Below are 24,462 nucleotides of genomic sequence, written 5' to 3' on the forward strand. Positions count from 1 at the left end.
CTTCCCTTCGGTGTCTCCGACTCTATCAGATCCTTTTCTCGGTCTGACCCCCGGTCGGCGGGGTTTGCCTTCCCGGCCCTTCGGCCGTTCCGACGAGTGAGACTTTAGCGGATTCCCGGCTCCCGAGCTAATCGGGGGCTCGTTCCCTTTCGGGAGCGGATTCCTCATTTCGCGAATACGCACGCCAATGAAGCGCCGGCAGACAGACATGCGGACTGCTGGCGTCGGAACAGTGGTGGTACTTGCGGAATGGCTGTCCGGGGACCGACCGGAGTCGGCGCTCACGTCGGACAACTCGGAGAACAGTACGGATGCCGTCGGGGCGTGTCAACTCGCTGCCCGCCGCCGGCCTTGGGGCGTAGTCTGACGTGCATGACGACGCGTACGCACAGCCAGTTCTGGTGGGCCGCCTGACGGCGGCCGTCACTGCGTACGCACCCAACGGCCGCCGCCTCGGCGGCCGTTTTCGTTTCCCTTCCGGACTCCGGGGGCGGCCGGCCGGGGACGGCGGCCCCGACAGGCAGACGGAGGAGAGATGACACGGGTCTTCAGTGGGGTCAAGCCGACCGGACATCTGACACTGGGGAACTACCTGGGGGCCATGCGGCAGTGGGTCGCGGTCGACCAGCACCGGGCGGAGGCGCTGTTCTGCATCGTCGATCTGCACGCGCTGACCGTGGACCACGATCCGGCGCGGGTGCGCAGGCTGAGCCGGCAGGCGGCGACGCTGCTGCTGGCGGCCGGGCTGGATCCGACGCTGTGCACGGTCTTCGTGCAGAGCCACGTGGACGAGCACGCGCGGCTGTCGTACCTGCTGGAGTGCGTGGCCACGGACGGCGAGATGCGCCGGATGATCCAGTACAAGGAGAAGGCCGCGCGGGAGCAGCGGCGCGGCGGGAGTGTGCGGCTGTCGCTGCTGACGTATCCGGTGCTGATGGCGGCGGACATCCTGGCCTACGGGACCGATGAGGTGCCGGTCGGGGACGACCAGGCGCAGCACGTGGAACTGTCACGGGATCTGGCGGTGCGGTTCAACCAGCGGTACGGCCACACCTTCGTGGTGCCGCGGGCCACGCTTCCGGCGGTGGCGGCGCGGGTGATGAATCTGCAGGACCCCACGTCGAAGATGGGCAAGAGCGATGACACGGGGCCGGGGATCGTCTATCTGCTGGACGAGCCGGACGTGGTGCGCAAGAAGGTGATGCGGGCGGTGACCGACAACGGGCGGGAGGTCGTGTACGACAGGGAGTCCCGGCCGGGGGTGGCGAATCTGCTGGAGATCCTCGCGGCGTGCACGGGCGGGGACCCGGAGGCGTTGGCCGGTGCGTACGAGTCGTACGGCGCTTTGAAGAAGGACACCGCGGAGGCCGTGGTCGAGGTCCTGAGGCCCGTGCGGGACAGGCACAAGGAGCTGTGCGCGGATCCCGGCCATGTGGAGGGGGTGTTGCGGGACGGTGCGGAGCGGGCTCGGGCCACGGCGCGGCCGACGGTGGACGACGCCTATCGCGCGATCGGGCTGCTGCCGGCCGTGTCCCGGACCACCGAGGAGGTGGTGAACGCCGTCGGGTGACCGCCCGGGGCGGGGCGGTGCCGTCAGTCCTTGGTGCCGGAGGCGAGTTCGCGGCTGCGGTCGCGGGCGGCTTCGAGGGCGGCGATGAGGGCGGCCCGTACGCCGTGGTTCTCCAGTTCGCGGATGGCGTTGATGGTGGTGCCGGCGGGTGAGGTGACGTTCTCACGGAGCTTGACCGGGTGTTCGCCGCTGTCACGGAGCATCGTGGCGGCGCCGATCGCGGACTGGACGATCAGGTCGTGGGCCTTGTCGCGGGGCAGTCCCAGGAGGATGCCGGCATCGGTCATGGCCTCGACCAGGTAGAAGAAGTAGGCCGGGCCGGAGCCGGACAGGGCGGTGCAGGCGTCCTGCTGGGACTCGGGGACGCGGAGCGTCTTGCCGACGCCGCCGAAGATCTCCTCGGCGTGGGCGAGGTGGTCGGCGGTGGCGTGGCTGCCGGCGGAGATGACCGACATGGCCTCGTCGACGAGGGCGGGGGTGTTGGTCATGACGCGGACGACGGGGGTGCCCTCGGCGAGACGGTCCTCGAAGAAGGAGGTCGGGATGCCGGCGGCACCGCTGATGACCAGGCGGTCGGCGGGGACGTGCGGGGCCAGCTCGTCGAGGAGGGCGCCCATGTCCTGGGGCTTCACCGTGAGGATCAGGGTGTCGGCGGTCTTGGCGGCCTCCGCGTTGGAGACCGGGGTGACGCCGTAGCGGGTGCGGAGTTCCTCGGCTCGTTCCTGGCGGCGGGCGGTGACCAGGAGGTCGTCGGGGGCCCAGCCGGCGCGGATCATTCCGCTGAGCAGGGCTTCGCCGATCTTGCCGGTGCCGAGGACTGCGACTTTCTGGGTCATGGCTGGGGGTGCCCTCCGGGGTGTGCGTCGTCCTGATTCATCCTCGCACCCGTGGGCGCCGGGGGCGGGTGGTGTCCGGTGGGCGGGATGGCGGATCGGCCGACGTCATGCCGTCCGGCGTCGGAGGGTCGCCGCGCCGAGACCCAGCACCAGCAGGGCGCAGCCGGCGACGATCAGGATGTCGCGTACGAAGGCGGCGGTCATGTCGGTGTGCTGGAGGACCTCGTTCATGCCGTCGACGGCGTAGGACATGGGGAGCACGTCGGAGATGGCCTCCAGGACGGGGTGCATGGCGTCGCGCGGGGTGAAGAGGCCGCAGAGGAGGAGCTGGGGGAAGATCACCGCCGGCATGAACTGGACCGCCTGGAATTCGGAGGCCGCGAAGGCCGAGACGAAGAGGCCGAGGGCCGTGCCGAGGAGTGCGTCGAGCAGGGCGACCAGGAGGAGCAGCCAGGGGCTGCCGGTGACGTCGAGGTCCAGGAACCAGACGGCGAGGCCGGTGGCGAGGGCCGACTGGACGATCGCGAGGGTGCCGAAGGCGAGGGCGTAGCCCGCGATGAGGTCGCCTTTGCCGAGGGGCATGGCGAGGAGGCGTTCGAGGGTGCCGGAGGTGCGTTCGCGCAGGGTGGCGATCGAGGTGACCAGGAACATCGTGATCAGCGGGAAGATCCCGAGGAGGGAGGCGCCGATGGTGTCGAAGGTGCGCGGGCTGCCGTCGAAGACGTAGCGCAGCAGGAACAGCATCACGCAGGGGATGAGGATCATCAGCGCGATGGTGCGCGGGTCGTGGCGGAGCTGGCGCAGGACCCGGGCCGCGGTGGCGGTGGTGCGGGAGGGGCTCAGGGCGCCGGCGGGGGCGGGGGTGCTCGGCGCCGTGCGGGTGGTGCTCATCGAGTGGTCTCCTTCGTACGGCCTGCCGCGACGGCCTCGTCGACCAGGTGCAGGAAGGCGGCCTCGACGGTCTCGGCGCCGGTGCGGCCGCGGAGCGCGTCGGGGGTGTCGTCGGCAAGGATCCCGCCCGCGCGCATGAGCAGGAGGCGGTCGCAGCGCTCGGCCTCGTCCATGACGTGGGAGGAGATCAGCAGCGTCGCGCCGCGTTCGGCGGCGATGGTGTGGAAGAGGTTCCACAGGTCGCGGCGCAGGACAGGGTCGAGGCCGACCGTGGGTTCGTCGAGGACGAGGAGTTCGGGGGTTCCGAGGAGGGCCACGGCGAGGGAGACGCGGCTGCGCTGGCCGCCGGAGAGGTTGCCGGCGAGGGCGTCGGCGTGGGTGGTGAGGTCGACGTCGTCGATGGCCCGGGTGACCTTCTCGTGGCGGCGGTCGGCCGACGCGCGGCCTGGGTCGAGGATCGCGGCGAAGTGGTCGAGGTTCTGGCGGACGGTCAGGTCGTCGTAGACCGAAGGAGCCTGGGTGACGTAGCCGATGCGGGTGCGCAGGGCGGGGTGCCCGGCGGGCCGGCCGAGGACGTCGAGGGTGCCGGTGACCTTGGCCTGGGTGCCGACGACTGCCCGCATCAGGGTCGACTTTCCGCAGCCGGAGGGGCCGAGGAGGCCGGTGATCAGGCCGCGCGGGACGGTGAAGTCGAGGCCGCGCAGGACGGTGCGGGAGCCTCGGACGACGGTCAGGTCCTGGGCGTGGACGGCCGGTTCCTCCGGTGGCCGGGAGTCGTAATTCATCATGTGATGAATACTGCTCCCGGTCTCGGGCGCCGTCAAGCGGTCGGCGTCGCGGGCGTCGTCAAGCGGGCGTCGTCGCGGGCGTCGTCACGCGGGCGTCGTCGCGAGGCGTCGTCGCGAGGAGGAGAGGGGAGGAGGGGGAGGAAGGGGAGGAGGACGATGACGTCGTAGGTCTCCTGGACGATGCCGTCCGGGACGGTCTTCGCCGGGGCGCTCCGGGGCCGGGCCCGGGCGGAGGTGAGGAGATCGGCGCAGCGGCCGGCGGGGTGTCCCCCGGTGTCGCCAGGCGGCCGTGGCGGCCGGGCGGCGGTGCGGCCCAGGGGGTCGCGCGGTGAGGGGCGGCGGTCGGGCGACCGCGGTCAGGAACGGCGGGGACGCTTCCTCGACGGGTTGCCGGAGCGGCGGGTGGTGCGCTTCGCGTACTGCTCGCGTGCCGTGTCGTATTCCGCGCGGTGGAGCCGCTCGCCCGGGGCCTCGGTGAGGGAGCGGAAGAAGTAGGCGACGAGGGAGCCGACGAAGCCGATGGCCAGGAGGCCGCGGAGGGAGGCCTGGCGGGCGGGGTCGGGACGGGTGCTGAAGGCGGACCAGGTGTGCCGGAAGGCGAGGGCGCTGCAGACCGCGAACATCACGACCATGAGGAGGGTGACGAAGCTGCCGATCTCGGCGATGCGAAGCCCTTGGTAGGCGATGCGCAGGACGAAGCAGGAGGCGGCCGTGGCGGCGAGGGAGCCGGCGGCGACGCCGACGCGGCGCGCGGTGTAGCCGCCCGTGTGGTCGACCCAGGTGGTGCCGAAGAAGCGGATGGGCTCGGGCCGGGGGCCCACCGGGGTTCCGGGAGAGCCCGCGGTGCTGTCCGGGGTGCCGTTCTCTGCGCTCACGCGTCGATTATGGCTCCGGACGTACCGCGGGCTCCGGGTGGGACCGGGTGCCGGACCGCACCGGGCGCCGGGTCGGACCGGGCGCCGGGCGGGTCGGGTGCCGGGCGGACGTTCAGAAGGAGCAGCGCGGGCGAATGTAGCCGTCGCTGCCGGTCTGCACGTACGCGTCGGAGATGAACTCGCCGTCGTCGATGTTGTCCCAGATGTTCGTCGTGCCGTACGGACCCGTCACGGTGGTGCCGGGTGCCTGGCAGAAGATCGGGACCCTCGCCCCCTCGGGCAGCATCCGCACGATGGCGTAGTCGGTGCCGGGCCCCCTGCGGACGTTGAGACGGACGCCCGGGGCGACCGAGTAGTAGCGCAGGGCCGTGGTGGTGACCGCTTCCGGCGCGTCGCCGGCCGTCGGCTCCTCGGCATGGTCGACAGACATGTGTACCTCCCCCGTTGGTGCCCCATGGCTGCCATGGGACCCCGTTGATTCCCCTCGTGCGCGGTACGCACACCGGTGCGACCGCGGAACACGGAGGCTAGCAAGCCGCCTCCGTCCCGTACGAGTCATCGATTAGGCTCCGTGCGTCGCGCGCGCGGACGAACAGCACGGGGGTGGGTCCATGGCGCCACAGCGGAACGTCGGAGCAGGTGCGGAAGCGGAACTTCCGGAATACGCCGGTCACTACCGTCTGGAGTCCTGTCTGGGTTCCGGCGGTATGGGGGTCGTCCATCTGGCCCGGAGCACCTCGGGCATGCGGCTCGCGGTGAAGGTCGTGCACGCCGAGTTCGCCCGGGACCCCGAGTTCCGGGGGCGGTTCCGGCAGGAGGTGGGCGCGGCCCGGAAGGTGAGCGGTGCCTTCACCGCGTCCGTGGTCGATGCCGACCCCGAGGCGGACCGGCCCTGGATGGCCACCCTGTACATCCCCGGTCCCACCCTCGCCGGCGAGGTGAAGCGGAACGGCCCGATGGCTCCTGCCGGGCTGCGGCGCCTGATGGCGGGGCTGGCCGAGGCACTGCGCGACATCCACCGGGTCGGCGTCGTGCACCGGGATCTGAAGCCCAGCAACGTGCTGCTCGCCGAGGACGGTCCGAAGGTCATCGACTTCGGTATCTCCCGGCCGTCGGACAGCGAGTTGCGCACCGAGACGGGGAAACTGATCGGCACCCCGCCGTTCATGGCGCCCGAGCAGTTCCGCCGGCCGCGGGAGGTCGGGCCCGCCGCGGACGTCTTCGCGCTCGGGTCGGTGCTGGTGCACGCGGCGACCGGGCGCGGGCCGTTCGACTCCGACAGCCCGTACGTGGTCGCGTACCAAGTGGTGCACGACGAGCCCGACCTGACCGGCGTACCGGCGGAACTGGCGCCGCTGGTCCTGCGCTGCCTCGCCAAGGAGCCCGAGGACCGGCCCACGCCCGACGTGTTGATGCGGGAGCTGCGCTCGGTGGCGGCCTCGTACGACACCCAGGTGTTCATACCGGCGCAGCGCGCCGGTGCGGGCGGGGCCGGACGGGAGCCGTTCGCGGAGAAGCCGGATGCCCCGGAGGACCCGGAGAAGCAGGAGGAGTCGGCGGGGCCGGAGACGTCGGAGACGTCGCGGGGGCCGGAGGAGGAAGGGCTCGCGGGGCGCGTACGGCGGTCGGGGAGGCGTACGGAACGGCGACGGGCGCTCGTCGGGGCCGGTGCGCTCGGTCTGGCCGCGGTCGTCGCACTGGGCGCCGTTCACCTGTTCGGGCATGACGGCACGGCGGCGCGGAACAGCGCGTCACGGACCGCGCCGGCCGGGTCGGGCGGGTGGACGGCGACGCCCTGGGCCGGGAGCGGTACGCCGCGCTGTTCCCTCGGGGCCGGGGCCCTGGTCTGCGCGCGGGCCGGACAGCTCGTCGCCCTCGACCCGGCCGACGGCCGGCCGCTGTGGCGGCGGACCGTCGCCCCGTCCGGAGCCGACGACAGCGGCGCGCCGTCCCTGACGGGCGGCCTCGTCCAGCCGTCGCTCACGCGGGGCGGACGGCTGCGGGCGCTCGACCCCGCATCGGGGGCGACGCGCTGGCAGCGGGACGCGCCCGCCGCCGGCGGCGTCGCCTCCGCCGGGGGCACGCTGCTGTTCACCGGCGCCGACGGCACGGTCACCGGCGTGGACGGGGCGTCGGGGGCGACGGCGTGGAGCCACCGGATCCCCGGCCACCAGGTGCCGTACTTCGTCTCCTTCGCCGGCGACCCGCTGGCCTACGCGGCGAGCCCGTCCGGCGACGGGTCGGGCACCCGGGTCACGGCGGTCGACCCGGAGACCGGTGACGTGCGGTGGGACGCCCGGCTGCGCGGGACGCTGACTCCCGTCGGCACGTCGTCCGGAGGGTCGCTCTTCCTCACGGCCGCCGAGGGCGGCTACGGCGACACGACGGCCGTGGTCCGCTACACCCCGGACTCGGGCGCGTCGCGCCGCGTGCCGCTCACCGTCCCCCTCGGGCAGGTCCACGGCACCGTCCACGGGAACGTGGTCCACCTCATGGCCGCGGGCGGCACCCTGGTCGCCGTCGACCTGGAGGCGCGCGGGGAGCTGTGGAGCCTGGAGACGGGCCTGGCGCGCGGCTCGGCGCCGGTCACCGACGGCCGGAACGTGTACGTCACGGCCCCCGACGGGCGGCTGCTCGCCGTGGACGCCGGTGAGGGCACGCTCCTCGGGCAGACCCGGCCCCGGCTCGGCGCGGCCCCGGACCGGGTCGCGGCCGACCTGCCCGAGCCGGTGCTCGCCGGTGACCGCGTCCACGCCGCCGCCCCCGACGGCACCGTCTTCACCGTCGGCACCCGGGCCCCCGCCGCCTGGTGACGTCGTACACGCGCGAGGGCCGCCCCCGCGTGCCGCGGGGCGGCCCGGCGGTGCGAGGGGCGCGGCGGTGCGCGGGGGCTCAGCCCAGCTTCGACACGTCGCGCACCGCGCCCTTGTCCGCGCTGGTGGCCATCGCGGCGTACGCCTTCAGGGCGGCCGTCACCTTGCGGTCGCGGTTCCTCGGGGCGTACCTGCCGTTCAGGGCCTGCTCGCGGCGGGTCAGTTCGGCGTCGTCCACGAGCAGTTCGATGGAGCGGCCGGGGATGTCGATGCGGACGCGGTCGCCGTCCTCGACCAGGGCGATGGTGCCGCCCGAGGCCGCCTCCGGGGAGGCGTGGCCGATGGACAGGCCGGACGTGCCGCCGGAGAAGCGGCCGTCGGTGATCAGGGCACAGGCCTTTCCGAGGCCGCGGCTCTTCAGGTACGACGTCGGGTAGAGCATCTCCTGCATGCCGGGGCCGCCCTTGGGGCCCTCGTAGCGGATGACGACGACGTCGCCCTCCTTGACCTGCTTGGTGAGGATCTTCTCGACGGCCTCCTCCTGCGACTCGCAGACGACCGCCGGGCCCTCGAAGGTCCAGATGGACTCGTCGACGCCGGCCGTCTTGACGACGCAGCCGTCGACGGCGAGGTTGCCGCGCAGCACCGCCAGGCCGCCGTCCTTGGAGTAGGCGTGTGCGGCGGAGCGGATGCAGCCGCCCTCGGCGTCCTCGTCCAGCGAGTCCCAGCGCTCGGACTGCGAGAAGGCCTCCGCGGAGCGGACGCAGCCGGGGGCCGCGTGCCAGAGCTCCACCGCCTCCGGGGAGGGGGAGCCGCCGCGGATGTCCCAGGTCTTCATCCAGTCGGCGAGGGACGGGCTGTGGACCGCGTGCACGTCCTCGTTGAGCAGGCCCGCGCGGTGCAGTTCGCCGAGCAGGGCGGGGATGCCGCCCGCGCGGTGCACGTCCTCCATGTAGTACGTGCGCGACGCGGCGACGTTCGGCGCGACCTTGGCGAGGCAGGGCACGCGGCGCGAGAGGGCGTCGATCTCGGTGAGGCCGAAGGGGACCTCGGCCTCCTGGGCGGCGGCCAGCAGGTGCAGGATCGTGTTGGTGGAGCCGCCCATGGCGATGTCCAGGGCCATCGCGTTCTCGAAGGCCTGGAAGCTGGCGACGGAGCGGGGCAGGACGGTGTCGTCGTCCTGCTCGTAGTAGCGGCGGGTGATGTCCATGACCGTACGCGCGGCGTTCACGTAGAGCGCCTTGCGGGCGGTGTGGGTGGCCAGCACCGAGCCGTTGCCCGGGAGGGAGAGGCCCATGGCCTCGGTGAGGCAGTTCATCGAGTTGGCGGTGAACATGCCGGAGCAGGAGCCGCAGGTCGGACAGGCGTTCTCCTCGATGAGGAGGACGTCCGCGTCGGAGACCTTGTCGTTGGCGGCCTCCACCATGGCGTCGATCAGGTCGAGGGTGCGGACCGTGCCGTCGACCAGGGTGGCCCGGCCGGCCTCCATGGGGCCGCCGGAGACGAAGACCGTGGGAATGTTCAGGCGCAGGGCCGCGTTCAGCATGCCCGGGGTGATCTTGTCGCAGTTGGAGATGCAGATCAGGGCGTCCGCGCAGTGCGCCTCGACCATGTACTCCACGCTGTCCGCGATCAGGTCGCGGGAGGGCAGGGAGTACAGCATGCCGCCGTGGCCCATCGCGATGCCGTCGTCGACGGCGATGGTGTTGAACTCGCGCGGGATGCCGCCGGCCGCGGTCACCGCCTCGCTGACGATCCGGCCGACCGGGGCGAGGTGGGTGTGGCCGGGGACGAACTCCGTGAAGCTGTTGGCGACCGCGATGATCGGCTTGCGGCCGATGTCCGCGCCGGGTACACCGGAGGCGCGCATCAGGGCGCGAGCGCCCGCCATGTTGCGGCCGTGGGTGACTGTGCGGGACCTCAGCTCGGGCATCGCCGCTCGCTCCTTCAGACAGTCGGGGAGTGTCGGTCAGAGACTTCTGACTGGACCGAGCGTACGCCGGTCATCCAGAGGGCGGGACAAGGTGTCCGGAATTCGGGACGGATGTCTCAGTGCGGGGAGGGTCCGGCGCCGGTGTCCGCCCCGGGGAACGACCGGCACCGGACCCCCGCGCCCCGCGGAAGCGTCAGGGCCCCGTGAGGTGCCCCTGCACCACCGGTGCCACCCGCGCGATGATCTGCTCGGCGTCCGCCGAGGCCAGCGGCTCCACCCTGATCACGTACCGGATCATCGCGATCCCGACCAGCTGGGCGGCGGCGAGCTCGGCGCGCAGCTCCGCGTCCGGCGGGCCGAGCCGTCCGGCGATCCGGCGCAGCAGCTGGCCGGCGATCAGCCGGCGGAAGACACCGGCCGCGGTCTCGTTGTTCACGGCGGAGCGGACGATCGCGAGCAGCGGGACCCGGGTGACCGGGTTCTCCCAGAGACCGATGATCATGCGCGTCATCCGCTCCCCCACCTCCTCGAGCGGAGCGTCGAGCACCGCGTCCCGCGCGGCGAACGCCGGCGCGAGGGCGCCCTCGACGGCGGCCTCGAACACCTGCTCCTTGGTGCCGAAGTAGTGGTGCACCAGCGCGGAGTCCACCCCGGCCGACTTGGCGATCCCCCGCACGGAGGTCTTCTCGTACCCGCGTGCGGAGAACTCCTCGCGGGCCGCGCCGAGGATACGGTCCCGGGTGCCGGCCGATTCCGTACGCGGGGGGCGGCCGCGGCGCCGGGCGGCGCCGTCGCCCGGTGCGGAGGCGCCCGGGCCGTCGCTCGCGGTGACGCCGGTCATCGCCGCCGCGCCCGCGCCGAGGAGGTGGCGGAGGCCAGATGCAGGCGGGTGAACGCCAGGGCCTCGGCCAGATCGGCCTCGCGCTCCGCGCCGGACATGGCGCGGCGGGTGTTGACCTCGATGACGACATGGCCGTCGAAGCCGCTCAGCGCGAGGCGCTCCAGCACCTCGGCGCAGGGCTGGTCGCCGCGGCCCGGCACGAGGTGCTCGTCCTTGGCCGAGCCCCGGCCGTCGGCGAGGTGGACGTGGCCGAGGCGGTCGCCCATGCGGTCGATCATCCGCAGGGCGTCGGTGCGGGCGGTCGAGGCGTGGCTGAGGTCGATCGTGAAGTGGCGGTAGTCCTCCTTGGTGACGTCCCAGTCGGGGGCGTACGCCAGCATCTCGCGGTCGCGGTAGCGCCAGGGGTACATGTTCTCCACGGCGAAGCGCACATCCGTCTCGTTCGCCATCCGCCAGATGCCGTCGACGAAGTCACGGGCGTACTGCCGCTGCCAGCGGAAGGGCGGATGGACGACGACCGTGCCGGCGCCGAGCTTCTCCGCGGCGGCCTGCGCCCGCCGGAGCTTGGTCCAGGGGTCGGTGGACCACACGCGCTGCGTGATGAGCAGGCAGGGGGCGTGCACGGCCAGGACGGGGATGCGGTGGTAGTCGCTGAGTCTGCGCAGCGCATCGATGTCCTGGCTGACCGGGTCGGTCCACACCATGACCTCGACGCCGTCGTACCCGAGGCGCGCTGCGATCTCGAAGGCCGTCGCCGTCGACTCCGGGTAGACGGAGGCCGTCGACAGGGCGACCTTCGCATCCGGGATGCGCACTACGTCCCTTGGTTCTGCCACGAGCCTCAGGTTACGGGGTGCGGTCGGGTGGGTGCGGGGTGCCTGTTCGCCATTGTGGCGTTTGCCATAGGCGGGCCCCGGGCCCCTCACGGCGCTGCCCCGCCCACGACGCCGCCCCCCGTTCGGGGCTCCGCCTCCGTTCCGGCTCCGCCCGTGTTCCGGCCCTCCCCCCGTCCACGCCCCTACCCCGGGCCCATGTGGTCCAGGCGGCGCAGGATCACGCCCTCCCGCAGGGCCCAGGGGCAGATCTCCAGGCGCTCGACGCCGAACAGGTCCATCGCGCCCTCCGCGACCAGGGCCCCGGCGAGCAGCTGGCCCGCGCGGGCCTCGGAGACGCCCGGCAGTTCGGCGCGCTCGGCGGCGGTCATGGCGGCGAGCCTGGGCACCCAGGCCTGAAGGGACTCCCGTTTCAGCTCGCGCTGGACGTAGAGGCCCTCGACGGAGCGGGCGGCGCCCGCGATACGGGCGAGCTGCTTGAAGGTCTTGGAGGTGGCCACCACGTGGTCGGGCCCGCCGAGGCGGCTGAACTCCCCGACCGTGCGGGCTATCTCGGTGCGCACGTGACGCCGCAGCGCGCGGACGTCCTCCCCCTCGGGCGGGTCGCCGGGCAGCCAGCCTGCGGTGAGGCGGCCGGCGCCCAGCGGCAGCGACACCGCGGCGTCGGGTTCCTCGTCCATGCCGTAGGCGATCTCCAGGGAACCGCCGCCGATGTCGACGACGAGCAGTTTCCCGGCCGACCAGCCGTACCAGCGGCGGGCGGCCAGGAAGGTGAGCCGGGCCTCCTCCGCGCCGCTGAGGACCTGGAGCTCCACCCCGGTCTCCGTGCGCACACGGGTGAGCACGTCGTCGGCGTTGCCCGCCTCGCGCACCGCGGAGGTCGCGAACGGCAGCAGTTCCTCGACCCCCTTGTCCTCGGCGGCCCGGAGCGCCTCGTGAATGACCGAGACCAGCCGCTCCACCCCGTCGGAGCCGATGGCTCCGCTGTCGTCGAGGAGCTGGGCGAGGCGCAGTTCGGCCTTGTGCGAGTGCGCGGGCCGCGGGCACGCGCCGGGGTGCGCGTCCACCACCAGCAGATGCACCGTGTTGGAACCCACGTCGAGGACACCGAGTCTCATGTGCGGAACGCTACTGCCCGCCGCGCGGTGCGATGCCCGCTCCGCGGAAGCCGGCCCGCGGAAGCCGGCCCGGTCCCGTACGGGGACGGGGGCGACTTACCCTGGACGCGTGCCAAAGACGAAAAAGGCGAAGGATGAGAAGACGGACAAGAAGGCCGGGAAGGACAAGAGGGCCGGACTGGCCGGGGGTTCTTCGCGGATGACAGCGCCCCGGCAGCCGGAGCAGGCGCCGGCGGACGACGAGAAGGGCCTCGACTTCGCCCGCGCGTGGGTGGAGTTCCCGGACCCGGCGGACGACGAGCAGGTCTTCCGCTGCGACCTGACCTGGCTGACCTCACGCTGGAACTGCGTCTTCGGCAGCGGCTGCCAGGGCATCCAGGCGGGCCGCGCGGACGACGGCTGCTGCACCCTCGGCGCCCATTTCTCGGACGCGGACGACGAGAAGCGGGTGGCCGGGCACGTGGCGCGGCTCACGCCGGACATCTGGCAGCACCACGCCGAGGGCACGGAGAACGGCTGGATCTCCGAGGACGAGGACGGCGACCGCCAGACCCGCCCGTTCCAGGGCTCGTGCATCTTCCAGAACCGGCCGGGCTTCGCGGGCGGCATGGGCTGCTCGCTGCACATCCTCGCCCTCCGGGAGGGCCGCGAGCCGCTGGAGACCAAGCCCGACGTGTGCTGGCAGCTGCCGGTCCGGCGGACCTACGACTGGATCGACCGGCCCGACGACACCCGCGTGCTGCAGGTGTCGATCGGTGAGTACGACCGCCGCGGCTGGGGTCCGGGCGGCCACGACCTGCACTGGTGGTGCACCTCGGCCACCTCGGCGCACGGTGCCGGGGAGCCGGTGTACGTCTCCTACCGCGCGGAGCTGACCGAGCTCATGGGCAAGGCCGGCTACGACCGTCTGGTCGAGCTGTGCGAGGAGCGGCTGGCCTCGCAGCTGCCGCTGCTGGCGCCGCATCCGGCGGACCCCGCCTGACCCGCCCCGCCGCGCGCTACGGCGTGGCCGGGGCGCCACCGGCCGGCGGCGAGGCGTCCCGCGGGCCGGTCTCCACCGGTCCGGAAGGCGTCGGGCCGGTGGGCGTCGGGCCGCCGGTGGTGGGCTCCGGGGCGGGCGAGGACGGCGGATCGCTCGGCGTGGGCTCGGGGGGCTCGGGGGGTTCCGGTGCCGTGGGCGTCGGCTCCGGGCCGGAGGTCGCCGGAGGGGGCCCGCTCGGGGTGGCCGGGTGCGCGGTGCCCGGGCCGCCGGGGCGGCCGGAGGACGGGGCCGAGGGAGCGGCGCCGTAACCGCCGATGGTCACCACGGCACCGGCGGGCGAGACCGCCACGGTCGCGCTCCAGGGGCCGGACGGCTCGCGCAGCTGGTCGACGTGCACCCGGACCGTCACGGACTCGCCGGGGGCGAGCGTGCCCGACGACCGGCTCGGGTACAGCCAGGGCGCCGCCGTCGACACGGACCAGCGGACCGTGCCGGGGCCCGTCGCGGTCAGCGTGATCAGTGTGGTGTCACCGCGGTGGTCGGCCGTGACGCCCATCACGGCGGCGTCCCCGCGGCCGGCTCCGGGGACGCCGACGACCTCCACGGACACGTCCGCGTGCCCGTCCTCGTCGAAACGGGAGCCGGGCCGGGTGCCGGCGTTGCCGGTGTTCTCGTAGCCGCCCGTCCCCTCCCCGGCGAGGCCGACGGCGCCGTCCTCCTCCCGCGCGAAGGCCGAGCGGCCGTCCGGGGCCTCCCCCACGGGCGTGCCCCGGTGGGCGGCCCACAGCGCGAACACCGGCGCGGCGACGACGGTGGCGACGACCGTCGTGGTGACGGCACGCGCGCGCAGGCGGTCCCGCCGCGCGACGCGGTCCTTGGGGTCCATCGGGAAACCGCGCCGGTCGAAGCGGGGCGCGGCGGCACGCGCGCGCCGGTGGTGCGCCATGGCCGTGTGCAGGGCCGCGCCGGGCACCGGGAGGAGGGGCAACGCGTCCGGTGTGACGCTGGTGCCGGGCCAGCGGCCGGGGATGGCCCGCTCGGCGGTGCGGCGGCAGCGCGGGCAGTCGTCGACGTGCCGGACGAGTTCACGGCGCAGGGTCGTGCTGAGCACCAGCCGGTGGTCGCCCGTGAGGTGCGCCACGCGCGGGCAGGCACCGGTCTCGACCACGGCGAGCGCCGCGCGGGTGCGCTCGACCTCGCAGGCCGCGGCGGCGAGCAGCTCGCGCGCGGTGGCCGGTTCCATGCCGAGCACGGCGGCCACCTCGCGGGCGGCGAGCTGGTGGCGCACGGCGAGTTCGAGCGCCTCGCGCTGCTCCGGGGAGGTTCCGGCGGCCTCCGGCCAGGCCAGCAGTGCCAGTTCGCGCCGGCGCTGCTCCCGCACCTCCTCGGAGACGGCCGGGACGGTGGCGGTCCTGGCCTTGCACTGCCGGTCGGCGCGGTCCCCGGCACGGGTGGCCCGGCGTTTCCGCCCGGCCTCCGCCAGCTTGCGCAGACACGCCCAGCGGGCCAGTGCGTACAGCCAGGCCCGGCGGTCCTCGGCCGGGGCGTGCCGGCCGCGGCGCTCCGCGAGCGCGAGGACGTCGGCCAGGGCGGCGGTCGCCGCGTCGTGGTCGCACAGCACGGACAGGCAGTAGGTGAACAGTCCGTCCAGATGGGGCTCGTAGCGGGTGGCCGGCCGCTCCGCCAGCGTGCGCGCGGCCCCGCGGTCGCGCGCTTCCCGGTGCGCCCGCCGTGCTCCGGTCATACGGGTCGAGGTCTCCGGGCCACTGCTCGTCATTCGGCGACCGTAGGCGGCCCGGGACGGCCTCTTCCGGAGCCATGCGCACTTTTAATCCGTACGGGTGAAACGATCCCTCAATCGAGGAGAGGAACCTTTCGCTGCGTGGTTCGGGCGCGCTTCCCGGACCGTCCGGCGCCGGGGGAGGGGGGCCGTCCGGGCCGGGGCGGGGCCCGGGGGGGGCCGGGCAGACGGCCGGGTGTCAGTGCGTGCCGCTACCTTTTCCACATGGCTGCCCGTACCAAGACCACCAAGGACCGCCCGTCCTACCGCTGCACCGAGTGCGGCTGGCAGACGGCCAAGTGGCTCGGCCGCTGCCCCGAGTGCCAGGCCTGGGGGACGGTCGAGGAGTACGGCGCGCCCGCGGTCCGCACGACGACGCCCGGGCGGGTCACCACCTCCGCCCTGCCCATCGGCCAGGTCGACGGCCGCCAGGCCACCGCCCGCCCCACCGGCGTGCCCGAGCTGGACCGGGTGCTCGGCGGCGGGCTGGTGCCCGGCGCGGTGGTGCTGGTCGCGGGCGAGCCGGGCGTGGGCAAGTCCACGCTGCTGCTGGACGTGGCGGCCAAGTCGGCGAGCGAGGAGCACCCCACGCTCTACGTCACCGGGGAGGAGTCGGCGAGCCAGGTCCGGCTGCGCGCCGACCGCATCCACGCCATCGACGACCACCTGTACCTGGCGGCCGAGACGGATCTGTCCGCCGTGCTCGGCCACTTGGACGCGGTGAAGCCGTCCCTGCTGGTCATGGACTCGGTGCAGACGGTGGCGTCCCCGGAGATCGACGGCGCCCCGGGCGGCATGGCCCAGGTCCGCGAGGTGGCCGGCGCGCTGATCCGCGCCTCCAAGGACCGCGGGATGTCGACCCTCCTCGTGGGCCATGTCACCAAGGACGGCGCGATCGCCGGGCCGCGCCTGCTGGAGCACCTGGTGGACGTCGTCCTGCACTTCGAGGGCGACCGGCACGCGCGCCTGCGTCTGGTGCGCGGTGTCAAGAACCGCTACGGCACGACGGACGAGGTCGGCTGCTTCGAGCTGCACGACGAGGGCATCACGGGCCTCGCGGATCCGAGCGGTCTCTTCCTGACCCGTCGTGCCGAACCGGTCCCGGGCACCTGCCTGACCGTCACCCTGGAGGGCCGCCGCCCCCTGGTCGCCGAGGTGCAGGCGCTCACGGTCGACTCGCAGATCCCCTCCCCCCGGCGCACCACCTCCGGCCTGGAGACCTCGCGCGTGTCGATGATGCTGGCGGTGCTGGAACAGCGCGGCCGCATCAGCGCCTTGGGCAAACGGGACATCTACTCCGCGACGGTCGGCGGCGTGAAGCTCTCGGAACCGGCCGCGGACCTGGCCGTCGCGCTCGCGCTGGCGTCGGCGGCGAGCGACACCCCGCTGCCGAAGAACCTGGTCGCGATCGGCGAGGTCGGCCTGGCCGGCGAGGTGAGGCGGGTCACGGGCGTGCAGCGCAGGCTCGCCGAGGCACACCGCCTGGGCTTCACGCACGCCCTGGTACCGGGCGATCCGGGCAAGGTTCCGGCGGGCATGAAGGTTCTGGAAGTGGCGGACATAGGCGACGCGCTGCGGGTCCTCCCGCGCTCCCGTCGCCGGGACGCCCCACGGGACGAGGAGGACCGCCGGTAGACTTTGCCCAGGTCTCGCCCGTCCGTACGAACCGCGGGGGCCCCAGAACCTGCGACCGGAGGAGTGCAGTGGCAGCCAACGACCGGGCGGGAGCCCCCGGAAAGTCCGGTGGGAGTGCCGGTTCCGAGGGCCTGATGCGCGCCTCGCTGAGCGCCGTGGCACCCGGCACCGCCCTGCGTGACGGCCTGGAGCGCGTGCTCCGCGGCAACACCGGCGGTCTCATCGTGCTCGGCAGCGACAAGACGGTGGAGGCGCTGTGCAGCGGCGGCTTCGTGCTGGACGTCGAGTTCACCGCGACCCGGCTGCGCGAGCTGTGCAAGCTGGACGGCGGCATCGTCCTGTCGTCCGACCTGTCCAAGATCCTGCGCGCGGGCGTCCAGCTGGTGCCGGACCCGGCCATCCCCACCGAGGAGACCGGCACCCGGCACCGCACCGCCGACCGGGTCTCCAAGCAGGTCGGCTTCCCGGTCGTCTCGGTCTCCCAGTCGATGCGCCTGATCGCGCTGTACGTCGACGGCCAGCGCCGGGTCCTGGAGGACTCGGCGGCGATCCTGTCCCGCGCCAACCAGGCACTCGCCACGCTGGAGCGCTACAAGCTCCGCCTCGACGAGGTGGCGGGCACCCTCTCGGCGCTGGAGATCGAGGACCTGGTGACCGTCCGGGACGTCTCGGCGGTCGCGCAGCGGCTGGAGATGGTGCGCCGCATCGCCACCGAAATCGCCGAATACGTGGTCGAACTGGGCACCGACGGCCGTCTCCTCGCCCTGCAGCTGGACGAGTTGATCGCGGGCGTGGAGCCGGAGCGCGAGCTGGTCGTCCGGGACTACGTCCCCGAGCCGACCGCCAAGCGCTCCCGCACGGTCGACGAGGCCCTGCACGAACTGAACGTGCTCACCCACGCGGAGCTGCTGGAGCTGCCGACGGTGGCCCGCGCCCTCGGCTACACGGGCTCCCCGGAGACCCTGGACTCGGCGGTGTCCCCGCGCGGCTTCCGGCTGCTGGCCAAGGTGCCGCGGCTGCCGGGCGCGATCATCGACCGGCTGGTGGAGCACTTCGGCGGGCTGCAGAAGCTGCTCGCCGCCAGCGTGGACGACCTGCAGACGGTGGACGGCGTCGGCGAGGCGCGGGCCCGCAGTGTCCGCGAGGGCCTGTCGCGCCTGGCGGAGAGCTCGATCCTCGAGCGGTACGTCTGAGCCCCGCCGGACCGGCGGAGGCGCGGGGCCCTCGGGTCCGGCTCAGTCACGCTCCAGCACGAACGACGTCTGCACCTTGGAGAACCCCGGCGCCTTCGCCTCCACCAGGTAGGTCCCCGCACCGGCCGAACCCGCCTTCGGCGTCGCGCACCGCGGTGCGCTCGGCTTGCGGTCCCACTCCACGGTGTAGGTGACGCTGTCGTCGGCAGGCACTCGGAACACCAGGCTCCGCGCCCCCTCCGGGCAGTCGTCCGACGACCAGAACGCGTCGTCGCCGTCCGCCTGAGTGATCGTCAGGACCGTGCGGCCGGGGCCCAGATCGACCTTGCAGTCACCGCCGGAGATGTTCCGCGCGGTGAGCAGGAAGGTGGGCGTCTGCCCGGGGTCGTAGGCGTTGCGGGCACTGCGCAGGCTGAACTTGACCGCGTCCGCCGTGCACTTGGGCAGTGACGACCCGGATCCGGCCGGAAGCGCGTCGCCCGCGCCGACCCCGGCCGACGTACCGCCCCCGGAGCCGCCGCCCGCGCCGTCCCCGGCGCCGCCCGGTCCCCCGGCGCCGCCGGAGTCCGCGGGATCGCCGTTGGCCCCGCCGTCACCCGTCCCGGACGACGATCCGCCGGAGCCGCCCGACCCCTCGTCCTCCGACTCGTCCCGGCCGCCCGGCGCCTGGCTGATCGCCGGGCCGGAACTCGACGGTCCCGGAGTGATGGACGGCGCGGGATTCTTGCCGTTGGCCCCGTTCTCACCGTCGTCGCCTCCTCCGCCGCCCGAGACGAGGACCCAGGTGGCCAACAACGCCAACAAGGCCAGCACGGACAGCAGTACGGCCCTCCGTCGCCAGTAGATGGAGGAGGGAAGCGGCCCGACCGGATTGCGCAGAGATCCCACGGCGCAAACTGTACGAGAGATCGGTGCGTTCGCTTGTCCCACCCGCCGCTCCGAGCCACAACTTTTCCGGATCATCATCCCGGAAACCGCCCCGCCACCCCCGTCCTTCGTCGGGTACGGCACCCGATGATCGCGGGGTGTGACCGTTCCGGCCCCTCGCTCACGGTCCGTGATCACGGGCTTCGTGGGCAGCGGGCTCCACCGCGACATCACCGACTACGCGGCGGCACCCCGGCGCGGCCACGGCACACGGCCGGGACCGGGGCGGAGGCCGGGCCCCTCGTCCCGTCGCGCCGTTCGCGGCCGGCCGGTGGCGGACCCGGCACGCCGGCGCCCGCACGTTCGCGATCGCGTCCCTTGCACCTCTGGCCACGGCTGTGGCGTACGTGTGCGGTGAGGCGCTCACGTCCGTGTGACGGAGGAACGTCCGTACCGCGCCGCACCGCCGTACCGCCGTGCCGCGCGGCGGCCGGGGCCGCCGGGGCGCCACCGCCGCCGATCGTCAGGGGCCCGCCGCCCTTCGGAATCCCCCGTTCTCCCTCCGCACACCGTGGCGGTCCCCCCGCGGGTGCGGCCCGGCGTGGCAGGATCGACGGGTCATGACTGCTCCCACGAAACCCCCGTACGGCCACGCCGCCGATTCCGTGTCCGAGCGCGCTCCCGGTGAGGCGCTGCACTCCCCCGTCATCGACTGGTTCGACGAGCACGCCCGGGACCTGCCGTGGCGGCGCCCGGAGGCCGGCGCGTGGGGGGTGATGGTCAGTGAGTTCATGCTGCAGCAGACCCCGGTGAACCGGGTGCTGCCCGTCTACGAGCAGTGGCTGGCCCGCTGGCCGCGCCCCGCCGACCTCGCGGCGGAGGCGCCCGGCGAGGCCGTCCGCGCCTGGGGCCGGCTCGGCTACCCGCGCCGCGCGCTGCGCCTGCACGGCGCCGCCGTCGCCATAACGGAACGGCACGGCGGCGACGTACCGGCCGACCACGCCCAGCTGCTGGCGCTGCCCGGCATCGGCGAGTACACGGCCGCCGCCGTGGCGTCGTTCGCGTACGGGCAGCGGCACGCGGTGCTGGACACCAACGTCCGCCGGGTGTTCGCCCGCGCGGTCACCGGGGTGCAGTACCCGCCGAACGCCACCACCGCCGCCGAGCGGCGGCTGGCCCGCGCGCTGCTTCCGCAGGACACGCCGACCGCCGCGCGGTGGGCCGCCGCCTCCATGGAGCTGGGGGCGCTGGTGTGCACGGCGAAGAACGAGTCGTGCCACCGCTGCCCGATCGCCGCGCACTGTGCCTGGCGGCTGGCGGGCAAGCCGGCCCACGACGGTCCGCCGCGCCGGGGCCAGACGTACGCGGGCACGGACCGGCAGGTCCGCGGCCGGCTGCTGGCCGTGCTGCGGGAGGCGCACGGCCCGGTGCCCCAGACCGCGCTGGACCGGGTGTGGCACGAGCCGGTGCAGCGCGCCCGCGCCCTGGACGGTCTGGTGGCCGACGGCCTGGTGGAACCGCTGCCGGGCGGCCTGTACCGGCTGCCGCTGAGCTGACGCACAGCCGGTCCGCACACTCCCGGGCCCCGTCGCCCCGGCCGCACCCGGCCGTACCGCACCGTAACCGCCCCAACCGGACCGGCGCCGTACCCCGCACTCCCTTCCGTTACACAACCGACGGACAGCCGAGGGCTGTCCGCAGGCTGCCTCGGACAGTGCCGTGACAACGCCTCCGTACTTTCGTTCGCATGCCCGGCAAGGGCATGACGACCACGGACAGGCAGGTCGGTCCGGCCCGCACGGGCGCGCCGGAACGGGGAACGGGAGGCGGTTCACCATGGCGCAGGGCGAGGTGCTCGAATTCGAGGAGTACGTCCGCACCCGGCAGGACGCGCTGCTGCGCAGCGCCCGCCGTCTGGTGCCGGACCCCGTGGAGGCGCAGGACCTGCTGCAGACCGCGCTGGCCCGGACCTACGGCCGCTGGGAGACCATCGAGGACAAGCGGCTGGCCGACGCCTATCTGCGCCGGGTCATGATCAATACGCGCACGGAGTGGTGGCGCGCCCGCAAGCTGGAGGAGGTGCCCACCGAGCAGCTCCCGGAGGCCTGTGTGGACGACGCCACCGAGCAGCACGCGGACCGCGCCCTGCTGATGGACGTCCTCAAGGTGCTCGCCCCGAAGCAGCGCAGTGTCGTGGTGCTGCGACACTGGGAGCAGATGTCCACGGACGAGACGGCCGCCGCCCTCGGCATGTCGGCCGGAACGGTCAAGAGCACGCTGCACCGGGCGCTGGCGCGGCTCCGCGAGGAGCTCCAGGCGCGGGATCTGGACGCACGCGCGCTGGAGCGTGAGGAGCGGGAGCGTTGCGCGGCCTGACCGGCGCGGGGCCCGCCCGGGCCCGGAGCACCGCACGGGCGGCGGCGGCGGCGACGGCCGTGCTCGCCGCCGCCGCCCTGTTCTCGGCCGGCTGCGGCACCGGCGGCACCGGGGCGCGGGACGAGGGCCCGGCGCGCGCGGACTCGGTGGCGAGCCCGGCCGCGCCCACGGCCCCGCCCTCGCGGTCCCCCGACCGGGTGGACGCGGTCCGGCTGATCAAGGCGGACCCGGAGGTCTCCCCGGAGGTCAAGCGGGAGCTCGAACCGTGCGTCGCCGACGAGTACCCCGTCGACGTGAGCTACGGCAACCTCACCGGAGGATCCGTCGACGACGTCGTCGTCAACGTGCTGACGTGCGGGGACGCGGTGGGCGTCGGCTCGTACGTGTACCGCGACCGCGGCGGCGCGTACGTGAACGTGTTCGCGGCCGAGGAGCCCCCGGTGTACGCGGAGATCGACCGCGGGGACCTGGTGGTGACCAAGCAGGTGTACGACCGGGGCGACCCGGTGTCGAGTCCGTCCGGCGAGAACGTGATCACGTACCGCTGGGCCGCGGGCCGCTTCTCCGAGGAGTACCGCACGCACAACGACTACGGGCGGGTGGCCGGCTCGGAACCGACGCCGATGGCGGACGGCTGAGACACGGGTCACGGCGTGAACCGGCGGGTCCGCCCGGACCGGTGAAGGGCTGTGAACCCACCGCGCAGCACCTGCGTCCGTTCCATGGGCCGGCCGAAAGCCCCCGGGCGGGCGGGAACGACCTTCTTGGTGGGCCGTGACGGACCCATCCGTACCGACCGACATCACACGAGGACTGAGAGCACCGGGATGGCAGACCAGACCCACGTCCTGTTCGTCGAGGACGACGACGTCATCCGCGAGGCCACCCAGCTCACCCTGGAGCGGGACGGCTTCGTGGTCACGGCGATGCCCGACGGACTGTCGGGCCTGGAGGCGTTCCGCTCCGACCGGCCGGACATCGCGCTCCTCGACGTCATGGTGCCCGGTCTCGACGGGGTCAGCCTGTGCCGGCGCATCCGGGACGAGTCGACGGTGCCGGTGATCATGCTCTCGGCGCGCGCCGACTCCATCGACGTGGTGCTGGGGCTGGAGGCCGGCGCCGACGACTACGTGACCAAGCCGTTCGACAGTGCCGTCCTGGTGGCCCGTATCCGCGCGGTGCTGCGCCGCTTCGGGCGCGCGGGCGTCGGCCGCGGGGAGGAGACCGGTCCGGACAACGGGGCCGTGCTGGCCTTCGGCGAGCTGGAGATCGACACCGACGGCATGGAGGTGCGCCGGGCCGGGGAGCCGGTGGCGCTGACGCCGACCGAGATGCGGCTGCTGCTGGAGTTCTCCGCGGCGCCGGGCACCGTGCTCTCCCGCGACAAACTGCTGGAACGGGTGTGGGACTACGGCTGGGGCGGCGACACCCGGGTCGTCGACGTCCATGTGCAGCGGCTGCGTACGAAGATCGGCCAGGACCGTATCGAGACGGTCCGTGGCTTCGGCTACAAGTTGAAGGCCTGAGAAAGCCGATGCGGGGGTATTTCCGGCGCCTGGCGGCGGTGTGCGTCGACCGGGTGGGCATCGGAGCGGGTCTGCGGTGGAAGCTCAGCGCGGCCATCGCGCTGGTCGGTGCGCTGGTGGCGATCGCGCTGAGCCTGGTGGTGCACAACGCGGCCCGGGTGTCGATGCTGGACAACGCGCGCGACCTCGCCGACGAGCGCATCATGATCGCCCAGCGCAACTACGAGCTGTCCGGGCGGCTGAACTTCCCCAACGCGAAGATCGACGATCCGGAGCTGCCGGAGGACCTGCGGGAGAAGGCCGAGGCGGGCCGGCGGGCGACCTATGTGACCGACCGCGGCGGGGCGCCGGACATCTGGGCGGCCGTGCCGCTGAAGAACGGGCAGGTGATGTCCCTGCACTCCGGTTTCACCGACCGCAGCTCGGACATCCTCAAGGATCTCGACCAGGCCCTGGTGATCGGCTCCATCGCGGTCGTCCTGGGCGGCAGCGCGCTCGGGGTGCTCATCGGCGGGCATCTGTCGCGCCGGCTGCGCAAGGCGGCCAGCGCCGCCAACCGGGTCGCCAAGGGCGAGACCGACGTCCGGGTGCGCGAGGCCATCGGCGGGGTGGTGCGGGACGAGACCGACGACCTGGCCAGCGCGGTGGACGCCATGGCGGACGCGTTGCGGCAGCGGCTGGAGGCCGAGCGCCGGGTCACCGCCGACATCGCGCACGAGCTGCGCACCCCGGTGACCGGTCTGCTGACCGCCGCCGAACTGCTGCCGCCGGGCCGGCCGACGGAGCTGGTGCTGGACCGGGCCAAGGCGATGCGCACCCTGGTCGAGGACGTCCTGGAGGTGGCCCGGCTGGACAGCGCCTCGGAGCGGGCCGAACTGCAGGACATCCTGCTGGGCGAGTTCGTCGCCCGGCGGGTCGCGACGAGGGGCCCGGACGTCACCGTGCACGTGGTGCACGAGTCGGAGGTCACCACCGACCCGCGGCGCCTGGAGCGGGTGCTGTTCAACCTGCTCGCCAACGCCGCCCGGCACGGCAGGCCGCCCATCGAGGTCACCGTCGAGGGCCGGGTCGTCCGGGTCCGCGACCACGGGCCCGGTTTCCCCGAGAACCTGCTCGCCGACGGGCCGAGCCGCTTCCGCACCGGCAGCGCGGACCGGGCCGGCCGCGGGCACGGGCTGGGCCTGACCATCGCGGCCGGGCAGGCCCGGGTCCTGGGCGCGCGGCTGACCTTCCGCAACGCACGGCCCGCCGGGGCACCGGACCATGTGCCGGCCGAGGGCGCGGTCGCCGTGCTGTGGCTGCCGGAGCACGCGCCGACCAGTACCGGCAGCTACCCGATGCTGCCGCAGTAGCCGGTGCGCTTCGGCAGGACCGGTCCTCGTCCATGCCGGGGCCGCCCGCACGGCGCCGGGTGAAGGAGAACCAGGTGGCGGATCTCCGTGACCGGCGGATCGGCGGTACGCGGCAGGTCCCCGGCGCGCTCGGTACGGCGGTGGGTGAGGTACTGGCCCGGAGTCTCGCCGTGGGTCTCCTCTAGGCGCGCGGGAAGTGGTGGCGCGGGCAGCCGGGGCGTGCGCGGCGACCGCGGCCGGACCGGGATCCGGG

21 protein-coding genes are annotated in these 24,462 nt (G+C 73.7%); 10 read left to right on the plus strand and 11 right to left on the minus strand.

Annotated features, from left to right (window positions below; all coding sequences use genetic code 11):
• The first annotated feature begins 535 nt into the window (after nt 1-535).
• Nucleotides 536-1,570: a tryptophan--tRNA ligase gene (gene trpS, locus ACF07S_RS22195; RefSeq protein ID WP_391963032.1), complete on the plus strand. Its 1,035-nt coding sequence runs from the start codon at nt 536-538 to the stop codon at nt 1,568-1,570.
• A 23-nt stretch (nt 1,571-1,593) separates the two neighbouring features.
• Here trpS and proC read toward each other — a convergent pair whose 3' ends face one another.
• From proC to ACF07S_RS22220, 5 genes are all read right to left on the minus strand, one after another.
• A complete protein-coding gene (gene proC / locus ACF07S_RS22200; protein WP_391963031.1) occupies nt 1,594-2,406 on the minus strand; it encodes a pyrroline-5-carboxylate reductase in 813 nt (270 codons plus the stop codon).
• A gap of 105 nt (nt 2,407-2,511) precedes the next feature.
• Nucleotides 2,512-3,297, minus strand: a complete 786-nt coding sequence (locus ACF07S_RS22205) for an ABC transporter permease (protein ID WP_391963030.1) — start codon at nt 3,295-3,297, stop codon at nt 2,512-2,514.
• A complete protein-coding gene (locus ACF07S_RS22210; protein WP_391974901.1) occupies nt 3,294-4,085 on the minus strand; it encodes an ABC transporter ATP-binding protein in 792 nt (263 codons plus the stop codon). Before ACF07S_RS22210 ends, ACF07S_RS22205 begins: the two co-directional genes overlap by 4 nt.
• A gap of 356 nt (nt 4,086-4,441) precedes the next feature.
• Nucleotides 4,442-4,960, minus strand: a complete 519-nt coding sequence (locus tag ACF07S_RS22215; RefSeq protein WP_391974902.1) for an EamA/RhaT family transporter — start codon at nt 4,958-4,960, stop codon at nt 4,442-4,444.
• Nucleotides 4,961-5,072: 112 nt separating this feature from the next.
• Complete coding sequence (locus ACF07S_RS22220) at nt 5,073-5,390, minus strand: SH3 domain-containing protein (RefSeq protein WP_391963027.1); 318 nt, start codon at nt 5,388-5,390, stop codon at nt 5,073-5,075.
• Between the two features lie 181 nt (nt 5,391-5,571).
• On the opposite strand from ACF07S_RS22220, the gene ACF07S_RS22225 reads away from it, so the two are divergent.
• Nucleotides 5,572-7,773, plus strand: a complete 2,202-nt coding sequence (locus ACF07S_RS22225) for a serine/threonine-protein kinase (protein ID WP_391974903.1) — start codon at nt 5,572-5,574, stop codon at nt 7,771-7,773.
• A 79-nt stretch (nt 7,774-7,852) separates the two neighbouring features.
• On the opposite strand, the gene ilvD is transcribed toward ACF07S_RS22225, so the two are convergent.
• The 4 genes from ilvD to ACF07S_RS22245 form a co-directional block, all read right to left on the minus strand.
• The gene (ilvD, locus tag ACF07S_RS22230) at nt 7,853-9,706 is read right to left on the minus strand and encodes a dihydroxy-acid dehydratase (protein ID WP_391963025.1); all 1,854 of its coding nucleotides are present in this window, start codon (nt 9,704-9,706) and stop codon (nt 7,853-7,855) included.
• A gap of 193 nt (nt 9,707-9,899) precedes the next feature.
• Complete coding sequence (locus ACF07S_RS22235; protein ID WP_391974904.1) at nt 9,900-10,547, minus strand: TetR family transcriptional regulator; 648 nt, start codon at nt 10,545-10,547, stop codon at nt 9,900-9,902.
• Entirely contained in the window at nt 10,544-11,383 is an 840-nt protein-coding gene (locus ACF07S_RS22240) for a sugar phosphate isomerase/epimerase family protein (protein ID WP_391963023.1), read from the minus strand. Before ACF07S_RS22240 ends, ACF07S_RS22235 begins: the two co-directional genes overlap by 4 nt.
• 182 nt (nt 11,384-11,565) lie before the next feature.
• Nucleotides 11,566-12,498 carry a Ppx/GppA family phosphatase gene (locus ACF07S_RS22245; RefSeq protein ID WP_391974905.1) on the minus strand — a complete coding sequence of 311 codons (933 nt, stop codon included), beginning with the start codon at nt 12,496-12,498 and terminating at the stop codon, nt 11,566-11,568.
• Between the two features lie 109 nt (nt 12,499-12,607).
• Between ACF07S_RS22245 and ACF07S_RS22250 the strand changes: the two genes are divergently transcribed.
• A complete protein-coding gene (locus ACF07S_RS22250) occupies nt 12,608-13,480 on the plus strand; it encodes a hypothetical protein (protein ID WP_391963021.1) in 873 nt (290 codons plus the stop codon).
• 16 nt (nt 13,481-13,496) lie between these two features.
• Here ACF07S_RS22250 and ACF07S_RS22255 read toward each other — a convergent pair whose 3' ends face one another.
• The gene (locus ACF07S_RS22255; protein WP_391974906.1) at nt 13,497-15,257 is read right to left on the minus strand and encodes a hypothetical protein; all 1,761 of its coding nucleotides are present in this window, start codon (nt 15,255-15,257) and stop codon (nt 13,497-13,499) included.
• 228 nt (nt 15,258-15,485) lie between these two features.
• Here ACF07S_RS22255 and radA point away from each other — a divergent pair, with 228 nt between their 5' ends.
• Nucleotides 15,486-16,895 (plus strand): DNA repair protein RadA, encoded by a 1,410-nt coding sequence (gene radA / locus ACF07S_RS22260; RefSeq protein ID WP_391963019.1) that lies wholly within the window; start codon nt 15,486-15,488, stop codon nt 16,893-16,895.
• Nucleotides 16,896-16,963: 68 nt separating this feature from the next.
• Nucleotides 16,964-18,088, plus strand: coding sequence for a DNA integrity scanning diadenylate cyclase DisA (disA, locus tag ACF07S_RS22265; RefSeq protein ID WP_391963018.1), 1,125 nt, complete (start codon nt 16,964-16,966; stop codon nt 18,086-18,088).
• Nucleotides 18,089-18,130: 42 nt separating this feature from the next.
• On the opposite strand, the gene ACF07S_RS22270 is transcribed toward disA, so the two are convergent.
• Nucleotides 18,131-18,976: a hypothetical protein gene (locus tag ACF07S_RS22270; RefSeq protein ID WP_391963017.1), complete on the minus strand. Its 846-nt coding sequence runs from the start codon at nt 18,974-18,976 to the stop codon at nt 18,131-18,133.
• Between the two features lie 599 nt (nt 18,977-19,575).
• Here ACF07S_RS22270 and ACF07S_RS22275 point away from each other — a divergent pair.
• The 5 genes from ACF07S_RS22275 to cseC all read left to right on the plus strand — a co-directional run bounded on the left by ACF07S_RS22275 (nt 19,576) and on the right by cseC (nt 24,209).
• Entirely contained in the window at nt 19,576-20,511 is a 936-nt protein-coding gene (locus tag ACF07S_RS22275; protein ID WP_391963016.1) for an A/G-specific adenine glycosylase, read from the plus strand.
• Nucleotides 20,512-20,791: 280 nt separating this feature from the next.
• On the plus strand, nt 20,792-21,331 hold the full coding sequence (locus tag ACF07S_RS22280) for a SigE family RNA polymerase sigma factor (protein WP_391963015.1): 540 nt from the start codon (nt 20,792-20,794) through the stop codon (nt 21,329-21,331).
• The gene (locus tag ACF07S_RS22285) at nt 21,319-21,969 is read left to right on the plus strand and encodes a hypothetical protein (RefSeq protein ID WP_391974907.1); all 651 of its coding nucleotides are present in this window, start codon (nt 21,319-21,321) and stop codon (nt 21,967-21,969) included. The genes ACF07S_RS22280 and ACF07S_RS22285 overlap by 13 nt, the downstream gene beginning before the upstream one ends.
• 189 nt (nt 21,970-22,158) lie before the next feature.
• Nucleotides 22,159-22,857 carry a two-component system response regulator CseB gene (gene cseB / locus ACF07S_RS22290; protein WP_391963013.1) on the plus strand — a complete coding sequence of 233 codons (699 nt, stop codon included), beginning with the start codon at nt 22,159-22,161 and terminating at the stop codon, nt 22,855-22,857.
• Entirely contained in the window at nt 22,746-24,209 is a 1,464-nt protein-coding gene (cseC, locus tag ACF07S_RS22295) for a two-component system sensor histidine kinase CseC (RefSeq protein ID WP_391963067.1), read from the plus strand. The genes cseB and cseC overlap by 112 nt, the downstream gene beginning before the upstream one ends.
• Nucleotides 24,210-24,462: the final 253 nt, after the last annotated feature.

It is taken from the genome of Streptomyces sp. NPDC016640 (genome assembly GCF_043076215.1).
In the GTDB taxonomy this organism is placed as follows: domain Bacteria; phylum Actinomycetota; class Actinomycetes; order Streptomycetales; family Streptomycetaceae; genus Streptomyces.